Source organism: Pararhodobacter sp., from assembly GCF_034676075.1.
Lineage (GTDB): Bacteria > Pseudomonadota > Alphaproteobacteria > Rhodobacterales > Rhodobacteraceae > Pararhodobacter.
This window is the reverse complement of the sequence record NZ_JAUCCQ010000007.1, coordinates 78,278-88,632: the sequence shown is the minus strand read 5'-3', so window position 1 is coordinate 88,632 and position 10,355 is coordinate 78,278. Positions and strand designations below refer to the sequence as shown.

The 10,355-nt window shown below is 66.8% G+C and carries 10 protein-coding genes; 5 read left to right on the top strand and 5 right to left on the bottom strand.

Annotation, left to right across the window (positions count from 1 at the left end; all coding sequences use genetic code 11):
- Positions 1 to 182: YeeE/YedE thiosulfate transporter family protein (locus VDQ18_RS04765; protein ID WP_323019870.1), on the top strand; the 182-nt coding region annotated here is incomplete at its 5' end.
- Positions 183 to 298: 116 nt separating this feature from the next.
- On the opposite strand, the gene VDQ18_RS04760 is transcribed toward VDQ18_RS04765, so the two are convergent.
- The 4 genes from VDQ18_RS04760 to hemB all read right to left on the bottom strand — a co-directional run bounded on the left by VDQ18_RS04760 (position 299) and on the right by hemB (position 4,101).
- Positions 299 to 529, bottom strand: a complete 231-nt coding sequence (locus VDQ18_RS04760; protein ID WP_323019869.1) for a hypothetical protein — start codon at positions 527 to 529, stop codon at positions 299 to 301.
- A 98-nt stretch (positions 530 to 627) separates the two neighbouring features.
- Complete coding sequence (locus VDQ18_RS04755; RefSeq protein ID WP_323019868.1) at positions 628 to 2,271, bottom strand: aromatic amino acid ammonia-lyase; 1,644 nt, start codon at positions 2,269 to 2,271, stop codon at positions 628 to 630.
- Positions 2,272 to 2,390: 119 nt separating this feature from the next.
- Positions 2,391 to 2,969: a lipid-binding SYLF domain-containing protein gene (locus VDQ18_RS04750; protein WP_323019867.1), complete on the bottom strand. Its 579-nt coding sequence runs from the start codon at positions 2,967 to 2,969 to the stop codon at positions 2,391 to 2,393.
- A gap of 133 nt (positions 2,970 to 3,102) precedes the next feature.
- Positions 3,103 to 4,101 (bottom strand): porphobilinogen synthase, encoded by a 999-nt coding sequence (hemB, locus tag VDQ18_RS04745; protein ID WP_323019866.1) that lies wholly within the window; start codon positions 4,099 to 4,101, stop codon positions 3,103 to 3,105.
- Between the two features lie 128 nt (positions 4,102 to 4,229).
- Here hemB and VDQ18_RS04740 point away from each other — a divergent pair, with 128 nt between their 5' ends.
- From VDQ18_RS04740 to VDQ18_RS04730, 3 genes are read left to right on the top strand one after another with little or no spacing between them, the layout of a single operon-like run.
- A complete protein-coding gene (locus tag VDQ18_RS04740; protein WP_323019865.1) occupies positions 4,230 to 4,751 on the top strand; it encodes a component of SufBCD complex in 522 nt (173 codons plus the stop codon).
- Positions 4,752 to 4,754: 3 nt separating this feature from the next.
- Entirely contained in the window at positions 4,755 to 8,174 is a 3,420-nt protein-coding gene (gene mfd / locus VDQ18_RS04735; protein ID WP_323019864.1) for a transcription-repair coupling factor, read from the top strand.
- 53 nt (positions 8,175 to 8,227) lie between these two features.
- A complete protein-coding gene (locus VDQ18_RS04730) occupies positions 8,228 to 8,929 on the top strand; it encodes an NYN domain-containing protein (protein ID WP_323019863.1) in 702 nt (233 codons plus the stop codon).
- A gap of 40 nt (positions 8,930 to 8,969) precedes the next feature.
- Here VDQ18_RS04730 and mscL read toward each other — a convergent pair whose 3' ends face one another.
- The gene (gene mscL / locus VDQ18_RS04725) at positions 8,970 to 9,425 is read right to left on the bottom strand and encodes a large conductance mechanosensitive channel protein MscL (RefSeq protein WP_323019862.1); all 456 of its coding nucleotides are present in this window, start codon (positions 9,423 to 9,425) and stop codon (positions 8,970 to 8,972) included.
- 132 nt (positions 9,426 to 9,557) lie between these two features.
- Between mscL and VDQ18_RS04720 the strand changes: the two genes are divergently transcribed.
- Positions 9,558 to 10,259 carry a glutathione binding-like protein gene (locus tag VDQ18_RS04720; protein ID WP_323019861.1) on the top strand — a complete coding sequence of 234 codons (702 nt, stop codon included), beginning with the start codon at positions 9,558 to 9,560 and terminating at the stop codon, positions 10,257 to 10,259.
- Positions 10,260 to 10,355 lie beyond the last annotated feature (96 nt).

Genomic DNA, 10,355 nt, shown 5'->3' with positions numbered 1-10,355 from the left:
GCCGTCAGGTCGGCGGCGCGGCGCTGATGGGCGTGGGCGGGGTCATCGCCATGGGTTGTTCGGTGGGGCAGGGCGTCAGCGCCTTTGCGACGCTCGCCTGGTCGGGGCCGGTGACGCTGGCGGCCATCGCGGCGGGGGCGGTGTTCGGGCTCCGGCGGTTGATCGGGGTCGCGGCGGAATAGGCCGTGGCGCTGGTGGCGGTTGCGGAACCGGGGGGTTTCCACCCCCCGGACCCCCCGGAGGATATTTGGAGCGCAAAGAAGGGCGGGGCCGGGCGGCTTTGGGGGCCGAGAGGCCCTCAGCCGTCGCAGGCGCAGCCCGGGGGCTGGTGGCAGCGGCGGTTGCGGCTGATGCAGGAATTGCCGCAGGCATAGCCTTGATGGCAGACCCGGCAGCAGGAGGCGGGCAACGGATGGGGGACCTGGCTGAGGATCTGTTGCCAGAGGCCGCCCGCGGGGGGCGGCGTTTCCGCGGTGGCAGCGCCCGCGACGAGGAGGCCGAAAAAGGCGCCGATCAAGGCCTGTCGCATACAACTCCCCCCTTACCCATCACCCTGCGTTAACCCTGCGCCCGGCCCGGTCCCTCTGGCAAGGGCTTGGACCGGGGCAGCGGCGAAGGGTCGCGGGCTCAGGCGGCGAGGAAGGCCTCGACATCGGCCAGCGTGGGCGCCAGCGCCGCGCGGATCGCCTGACCGTCGCGCAGATCGGTCAGGATGCCCTCGACCTTGTCCTGGATGAAGCCCTCGGTATCGTCCCAGAGCATCGGCCGCGCCGGATCGGGGGCGCCCAGCGCAACCGTCCGGGCAGCGCGGTAGAGGGCGACGTTGCGGTGGGACAAGAGGTCCGAGGCATCGTAGCCCGGCCGCACGGTCTGGGCCCGCAGTTCCACCGCCTGCACCGCGAAGACCAGCGCCGCGGCGAGGAAGTGCTCGGAGGCCTCGACCGCCTCGCGCGCCAGATTGGCGGCGTTCATCGCCTGAGAATTGATGTTCTGGTTGAACTGCTCGGCGTGGCTTGGGTAGAGGTCGACCATCGAGCGGCCGTAGAATTGCACCAGCGGCGCCACCGAATTGCAGGTGAGCTGCAAGGATTTCAGCCCCATGTTCAGCCCATGCCCGGTGTTGCCCACCAGCGACGGCGGCAGGCCGTTGTTGAACTCGGGCGTGACCAGCATGGCGATCTGCACGTCGAGATGCTTCAGCAGCATCGCGAGTTGCGCGCGCAGCGTGTCGCAGGCGACGCCGGTATATTGCGCGAGGAAATTGCCGGTGTGATAAACCTCGCCCGTGTCGGGATCGACCAGCGGGTTGTCATTGGCCGAATTGGCCTCGGTGGTGATCTGGCGGGCGGCGACGGCCAGCATGTCGGCGATGGGGCCGGTGTATTGCGGCAGGCAGCGCAGCGAATAGCGGTCCTGGATCAGCTTGCCCTGACGATGGCCGCGGGCGCCGGCGGCCTCGGAGCGGATCAGCTGCGAGCCTTCCAGCAGGTCGCGGAACAGGGAACCCACGAAGATCTGCCCGGGATGCGGCTTGATCGCCTGGATGGTGGGGTGGAAGCTCTGGTTGGTGGCCAGAAGTGCCTCGGCCAGCATCGCCTGCACCGCCATCGACAGGGCGAAGATGGTGACGCCCCGGCCCATGGCATTGGCGGCCACGCCGGTCGAGGCGGTGGTGCCGTTGTTCATCGCCAGCCCCTCCTTGGGGCGCAGCGTGAGGGGCGCCAGCCCCAGCCGGGCCAGGGCCGTGTGGCAATCGAGCGTCTCGCCCTTCCAATCGACCAGAAAGGCCGGGTCGAGGCCGATGACCGAGGCGCCGATGTAGCTGAGCGGCACCAGATCGCCCGAGGCGCCGATGGAGCCGCGCTGATAGGCATGGGGCGTCACGCCCGCGTTCAGGAAGGTGACATAGCGCTGGATCAGCTCAAGCCTTACGCCGGAATAACCCTTCATCAGCGAATTCACCCGCAAGAGCATGGCGGCGCGCACATCGGCCTCGGGCAGGCGGGGGCCGGTGGCGGTCTTGTGGTGCCAGAGCGCGATATGCTGCAACTCGACCATCCGCTCGACGGGGACATACTGGTCGGCCATCCCGCCATAGAGCGTGGTCACGCCATAGACCTGCTCGCCCCCGGCGACGGCTTTCTCGATCCGCTCCTGGCTGGCCGAAACCCGCGCCAGAACCGCCGGATCGGCCGACAGCCGCACTTCGGCGCCCTGCGACACAGCTACGATATCCGCGAGGGTCAGGCCCTCGCCGCTGATGGTGATCATGATGTCCTCCCGTTTGACGGGCAGGCTATCAGGCGGGACGCATGGGTAAACGGATATTTTCCACGGAAACGAAAAAGGGCGCCCCAGCGGGACGCCCATCGGAAACCCTGTTTCGCGGCTTACGGAATGATGCGCTGATAGCGCACGCCGGCCAGCGAGGCCCCGGCGATCAGCCCGGCCTGGCCGAAGACCACGGCGATGACCGGCGAGAACATGGTCGTGGTCTGCACCCCGGCCGAACCGCCCATCTCGGGCGTGGCATAGCGCAGGTCGGCCGAGGCCGCCCAGCCTTCGCCCGAGCGGAAATCCTGCAAGGCCTGCGGCGTCATGAAGAAGAGGACATGCGCGTATTGCTGGGCGCCGATCTGCAGCCCGGCGCTGACCCGCGTCGCCGAATAATAATCGACCGTGGCGTCGTTGATCCGAAGCGCGCCCTGCCCGAAGGAGCCGCCGACGAAGAACCCGGCCTCGGTCACCAGCGGCATGTAGAGGATGCCCTGCGCGTTGGCGAAGAGGTTGCTCAGCTCGGCGTGGTTCTGGCGCAGGTAGTCGCGGGTGGCATCGACGCGGGCGTCGAGGCGCTCGGCGTTGAAATTCCCCACCGGATTGCCGCAGGCGGCCAACAGCGAGGTGGCAGCGCCGCCAACCAGCAGGCTGCGACGCGAAAGCGGGCGCGAAAGGCGCATTGTCTGGGTCATGCTCATCCTCAAAGGTTTGGCGCGGGATCTGTCGCCCCTGTCACCGGAAAATGCCTGTGTCCGAACTATACGGCGCGATCACGCGCTTGTCACGCACGCGGCGATCCGCTGGGCGAATCGCCGCTGATATAGGTCAGACCTTCAGGGCCTTGGCCGCAGCGGGGGCGAAATAGGTCAGCACGCCGTCGCATCCAGCACGCTTGAAGGCCAGCAGGCTTTCCAGCATCACCGCCTCGCCCAGCCAGCCGCGTTCCATGGCCCCCGCCAGCATCGCGTATTCGCCGCTGACCTGATAGGCGAAGGTCGGCACGCCGAACTCGTCCTTCACCGACCGGCAGATGTCGAGATAGGGCATGCCGGGCTTGACCATCACCATGTCGGCGCCCTCGTCCAGATCGCGGGCGACGCAGCGCAGGGCCTCCAGCCGGTTGGCGGGGTTCACCTGATAGGTCTTCTTGTCACCGACCAGCCGACCCGAGGCCCCGACGGCATCGCGGAACGGGCCGTAGAAGGCGCTGGCGAATTTCGCGGCGTAGCTGAGGATCGCCACCTTCTGGAAGCCCGCACCCTCGGTCGCCGCGCGGATCGCGCCGATCCTTCCGTCCATCATGTCCGAGGGGCCGAGGATATCCGCCCCGGCCTCGCATTGCGCCAGCGCCATCTTGACCAGCGCCTCGACCGTCTCGTCGTTCAGGATCTGGCCGTCCACGACAAAGCCGTCATGGCCGTTGATGTTGTAGGGGTCGAGGGCGATGTCGGTCATCACCGCCATGTCCGGCAGCTCGGCCTTGAGCAGACGGATGGCGCGGTTGGTCAGGTTCTCGGGGTTCCAGGCTTCGGCGCAATCCTCGGTGCGGAGTTCGGCGGCGGTATAGGGGAAAAGGCAGATCGCCCCCACGCCATCGGCATGCGCCGCCGCGGCCTTTTTCAGCATGACATCCAGCGACAGCCGGTTCACCCCCGGCATCGAGGCGATGGGCTCCTCGACCCCCTCACCCTCGCGAATGAAGACCGGCCAGATCAGATCGGCGGCGGTCACGGCATTCTCGGCCACCAGATCGCGCAGCGCGCCGGTGCGGCGCAGGCGGCGGAGACGGGCGGCGGGATAGGGGGCGGGGGTGTGGACGGGCATGACATCTCTCCGGTCTTCGGCGCTTTGGTGCCATGCGCGGGCGGCAAGCTCAAGCCCGGGCGGGTTTCCCGGCTTGGCCCCGGCGTGAAAGCCGACTAATCAGGAGGGCAACAGGCAAGGGGCTCCGGGTGAATCTGACGGACTCGCTTTTATCTACCATCGACCTCAGGTCGTTTTCCAACCTGTGGTTCTGGCTGGTGCTGGCGGTGGCGTGGTCGAACGTCACCCATTTCGTCATGGGCGTGCCCTTCGACATGGTGCATCGCGCCCGCCGGCGCGGCGGCGAGGGGATGGAGGATCTCAACACCCTCGCCCTGATCCAGGCCCGGCGGCGGATGACGATCCTGCGCAGCTCGGGCGCCTGGCTGGTGGGCTTCTGGCTGACGGTGCTGACCATGCTGGGCGTGCTGGGCTTCTGGTACGGCTACGAATTGTCGCAGGCGCTGTTCCTGCTGCTGGGCCCGCTGACGCTGGGCGCCTGGCTAAGCCTGCGCCTGTCGGCCCGGGTCGAGGCGCAGGCCCTGCAGGGCGAGGCGCTGGTCAGGGCGATCTTCTGGACCCGCGTGCTGATCCAGGCGATCGGCCTTGCGGCGATCTTCGTGACCACGATGTGGGGCATGTGGCACAATCTTACCGCCCGGATCTTGTGACCGATGGCTGAGCGGATCCTGCTGGGCGGTGCCCCCGAGGGCTTTGACGCCGACCTCCTGCGCCGTGAGGTTGCCAAGCGCGGTGCGCCGCTGATCCATGTCGCGCGCGACGACAAGCGGCTCGAGGCGATGCGCCGGGCGCTGGCCTTCTTCGCCCCCGACCTGGTGGTGTTGACGCTGCCCGCCTGGGATTGCCTGCCCTATGACCGGGTGTCCCCCAACCCCGAGATCGTCGCCCGCCGGATGGCGACGCTCGCGGCGCTGTCGCAGGGCGTGCCCGGCCCCTTCGTCCTGCTGACCACGCTCAACGCCGCGATGCAGAAGCTCCCGGCGCGCGAGACGGTCGCGGCGTCGAGCTTCATCGCCGAGGTCGGGCGCCGCGTCGACGAGGGCGCGCTGCGGAACTATCTGGCGCGGATGGGCTATTCCCCCAGCCCGACGGTGACCGAGCCCGGCGATTTCGCCGTCCGGGGCGGGATCGTCGACATCTATCCGCCGGGCGATGCCGAGCCGGTGCGGCTCGACCTCTTCGGCGATGTGCTGGACGGGTTGCGGCATTTCGACCCCGGCACCCAGCGCACCACGGGCAAGCTCGACCGGCTGGAACTGGCGCCTGCGTCCGAGGTGATCCTGGACGAGGCCTCCATCGCCCGCTTCCGCCAGACCTATCGCGTCGAATTCGGCGCGGCGGGGACCGATGATCCGCTGTACGAGGCGGTCAGCGCCGGGCGCAAGCATCAGGGGATGGAGCATTGGCTGGGCTATTTCCACGCCCGGCTGGAGACGATCTTCGACTATCTGCCCGGCGCCAGCGTCATGCTGGACGACCAGTCGGCCGCCGTCCGCGCGGCGCGCTGGGAGACGATCGCCGACCAATACCAGAACCGGCAGGAGGCGCTGAGCCACAAGGCCCGCGTCGATACCGTCTACAAACCCGCCGCGCCCGACACGCTCTATCTGGATGATGCCGCCTGGGACGCAGCGCTGGCGGGCCTTCGGGTGATCCAGCTCTCGTCCCTGCCGCAGCCGCCGGGGCCCGGGGTTCTGGACGCCCAGGGCCGTGCCGGCCGCAATTTCTCTCTGGAGCGACAGCAGGATAACGTCAATATCTTTAAGGCCCTGCGCGATCATGTTCAGAAGGAACGTGAAGCCCGCGCCGTGGTCATCGCCTCGTGGTCCGAGGGCGCGCGCGACCGACTGCAGGGGCTCCTGGCCGAGCACAAGCTGAAGGACGCCAGGCTGATCGCCGACGCCCGCGGGATCGGTGCCAAGGGTCAGGTCTCGCTGGCCGTCTGGCCGCTGGAGGCCGGGTTCGTCACCCCCGATCTCGTGGTCATCTCGGAACAGGACGTTCTGGGCGAGCGGCTGGTGCGCGGGCCCAAGCGCCGCAAGGCCGAGAATTTCCTGTCCGAGGCGCAAAGCCTCTCGCCCGGCGATCTGGTCGTGCATGTCGAACACGGGGTCGGCCGCTATCTGGGGCTCGAAACCATCACCGCGATGAAGGCGCCGCATGAATGCCTGGCGCTGGAATACGCAGGCGGCGACAAGCTCTATCTACCCGTTGAAAACATTGAACTCCTCAGCCGCTACGGGCATGAGGAGGGGCTTCTCGACAAACTGGGTGGCGGCGCTTGGCAGGCCAAGAAAGCCCGTCTCAAGCAGCGCATCCGCGAGGTCGCCGACAAGCTGATCCGCATCGCCGCCGAGCGGGAACTCCGCAAGGCGCCGGTGCTGAACCCGCCGGAAGGCATGTGGGAAGCCTTCGCCGCCCGCTTCCCCTATGCCGAGACCGAGGACCAGCTGAAAGCCATCGAAGACGTCATTGACGATTTCGACCGCGGCCGGCCGATGGACCGGCTGGTGGTGGGCGACGTCGGCTTCGGCAAGACCGAGGTGGCGATGCGCGCCGCCTTCATCGCCGCGATGTCGGGCCTGCAGGTGGCGGTCGTCTGCCCGACGACGCTGCTGGCCCGCCAGCATTTCCACAGCTTTTCCGAACGCTTCCGCGGCTTTCCTCTTGTTGTCAGACAATTGTCCCGCTTCGTTTCGGCCAAGGATGCCTCGGCCACACGGACGGGGATTTCCGACGGCACGGTCGATATCGTCGTCGGCACCCATGCGCTGCTGGCCAAGGCGGTCAAGTTCCGCAATCTGGGCCTGATGGTCATCGACGAGGAACAGCATTTCGGCGTCACGCATAAGGAACGGCTCAAGGAGATGAGGTCTGACATTCACGTCCTGACCCTCACCGCCACGCCGATCCCGCGCACGCTGCAATTGTCGCTGACCGGGGTGCGCGACCTGTCGCTGATCTCGACCCCGCCCATCGACCGGCTGGCGATCCGCACCTATGTCAGCGAATTCGACACCGTGACGATCCGTGAGGCGCTGCTGCGCGAGCGGTTCCGGGGCGGGCAGAGCTTCTATGTCGTGCCGCGCATCAAGGACCTGCCGGATATCGAGGATTTCCTGAAAACCCAGGTGCCCGAAGTCTCGGTTCTGGTGGCCCATGGCCAGATGGCGGCGGGCGAGCTGGACGAGCGGATGAACGCCTTCTACGACGGCAAATACGATGTGCTGCTGGCCACGACCATCGTTGAATCGGGCCTCGATATCCCCCGCGCCAATACGATGATCGTGCACCGCGCCGATATGTTCGGCCTGTCGCAGCTCTATCAGATCCGGGGCCGGGTGGGGCGCTCCAAGACCCGCGCCTATTGCTATCTGACCACCAAACCCCGCACGCCTCTGACCCCGCAGGCGGAGCGGCGGCTGAAGGTACTGGGCTCCATCGACAGCCTGGGCGCCGGCTTCACCATCGCCTCGCAGGACATGGATCTGAGGGGCGCGGGCAATATCCTCGGCGAGGAACAATCGGGCCATATCAACGAGGTAGGCTACGAACTTTACCAGCAGATGCTGGAAGAGACGATCACCAAGCTCCGCTCGGGCGAGTTGCAGGACCTGACCGACGGTGCCTGGGCGCCGCAGATCAACCTCGGCGTGCCGGTGCTGATCCCCGATACCTATGTCACCGATCTGGACGTGCGGCTGGGCCTCTACCGGCGGCTGGCGACGCTGGAGAAGAAAGTCGAGTTCGAGGGCTTCGCCGCCGAACTGATCGACCGCTTCGGCGAGCTGCCGCGAGAGGTCAACACACTCCTGGCCGTGGTCCGCATCAAGGCGCTCTGCAAGAAGGCGCAGATCGCCCGGCTGGATGCGGGGCCGAAGGGCGCCACGGTGCAGTTCCACCTCGACAAATTCCCCAATCCCAAGGGCTTGGTGGAGTTTCTTCACACCCACCCGGGCGCGAAAATTCGCGACAACAAGCTGGTCCTGCCGCAGGAATGGACCAGCGAGAAGGACCGCCTGCGCGGTGCCTTCGCCATCGCCCGGGACCTTGCCGAGAAGGCCGCCGTCTGAGCCCTTGCGCCCCCGGCGGCCCCGGCCCATCCTGTCCCCGAAAGGAGCCCTTCATGGCCCGAAACGGAACCCCGATCCTGGCCGTTCTTGTGGACGCCGACAATTCCTCGCCGAAATGGGCGGACTCGATCTTCGAGGAGATCGCCAGCCTCGGCGAAGCCTCGGTCCGCCGTATCTACGGCGATTTTTCGCGCCAGCAGATGTCCGGCTGGCAGGAGAAACTGCCGGCGCTGGCGCTGGTCCCGCACCATCAACCCGCGAATACCGTTGGGAAAAATTCGTCTGACATTGCCCTGGTGATCGACGCCATGGACTTGCTGCATTCGGGCCGTTTCGACGGCTTCGTGCTGGTCTCGTCGGACAGCGATTTCACCCGGTTGGCCAGCCGCATCCGCGAGCAGGGGCTCGATGTCTATGGCATCGGCCAGCAGAAGACGCCCGAGGCCTTCCGCAAGGCCTGCAAGCGCTTCATCTTCGTGGAGAACCTGATCAAGGAACCCGAGCCGCAGGTGCCGCTGCCCTCGAAAGCCTCGCCGCGCGACGCGGTGGTGCTGATCAACGCCGCGATGCATGCCCTTGATCCGGAAGGCGAATGGTTCCCGCTGGGGCTGATCGGCCAGACCATCCAGTCGACCCATCCGGATTTCGACAGCCGGTCTTTCGGCTGCAGCAAACTCTCGGATCTGGTGGAGAAGGCGGGGCGCTATCAGATGCGCCGCGTCGGCGCGCAGGTCGAGGTCCGGCGCAAGGACTGACCGGGAAACCCCCGCCGGGCGGACCCGGCGGGGGCAGATCTCAGGCCGCGCGGTCTTTCAGCAGGTCGCGGATCTCGGCCAGCAGCGACTCGGTCGAGGGGGGCGGGGGCGCCGCCGGTTCCTCGGCCGCCGGGGCCTTGGCCTTTTCGGCGCGCATCGCCGAATCCTTGATCTTGTTCACGCCCTTGACCAGCATGAAGACCACCCAGGCGATGATCACGAAGTTGATCACCGCGGTCAGGAACGAGCCATAGGCGAAGACCGCCGCACCCGCTTCGCGCGCGGTGTCGAGGCCCGCGTCGGGCGGCACGGTGCCCGACATGACCCAGTACATGTTCTTGAAGTCGATCCCGCCGATGATCAGGCCGATGATCGGGTTGATCAGATCGGCGACCATCGAACTGACGATCGCCGTGAAGGCGGCGCCGACGATGATACCCACGGCCATGTCCATGACATTGCCTCGGGCGATGAAGTCCCTGAATTCCTTGAGCATAGACTGTCCCTTCTTCGTTTCTTGACTGGAACGCTTGAACCGGCTTCACCGGCTGTTTACCTCGTTCTGCGCGATGATGCGCGCGCAAGGGGCCAAATCCAAGACCCATTTGCCGCCCAAACCGGAGTTCCCATGACCCGCCTGAACGATCACCCGATCACCCGCCGCTGGCCCGCCGCCAATCCCGATGTGCTGCAGCTCTATTCGCTGCCGACGCCCAACGGCATCAAGGTCGGCGTCATGCTGGAAGAAACCGGCATCCCCTACGAAGGGCATCGCGTCAATTTCGGCACTAACGACCAGCTCACGCCCGAGTTCCTGTCGCTCAACCCCAACAACAAGATCCCGGCGATCCTGGACCCGAACGGGCCGGGGGGGCAGCCGCTGGCGCTGTTCGAGTCGGGCGCGATCCTGGTGTATCTGGCCGAGAAATCGGGGAAATTCCTGCCCGCGGACCCGGCGCAGCGCTGGCAGGCGGTGCAATGGCTGATGTGGCAGATGGGGGGCGTCGGGCCGATGTTCGGGCAGCTGGGCTTTTTCCACAAATTCGCCGGGAAAGAGATCGAGGACAAACGCCCCTTCGAACGCTACCGCGCCGAATCCGAGCGTCTGCTCAAGGTGCTGGACGGCCAGCTTGAGGGCCGCGACTGGATCGTCGGCGAGTATTCCGTGGCCGATATCGCCATCGCCCCCTGGGTCCGCTCGCTGACCGGGTTTTACGAGGCCGGGCCCCTGGTCGGTTTCGATGCGCTGAAGAATGTCCCGGCCTGGATGGAGCGCTTCCTGGCCCGGCCCGCGGTGCAGCGCGGCCTCGACGTTCCGGCGGCGGGCTGAGCGGGGCAGGGCGCGGGTATCTTTGTTCAGTTTTGACTGAACATTCCGCTTGCGCCCGACCCTTGCGCGTGTCACGAAGCCACAGTTCACCGGGTG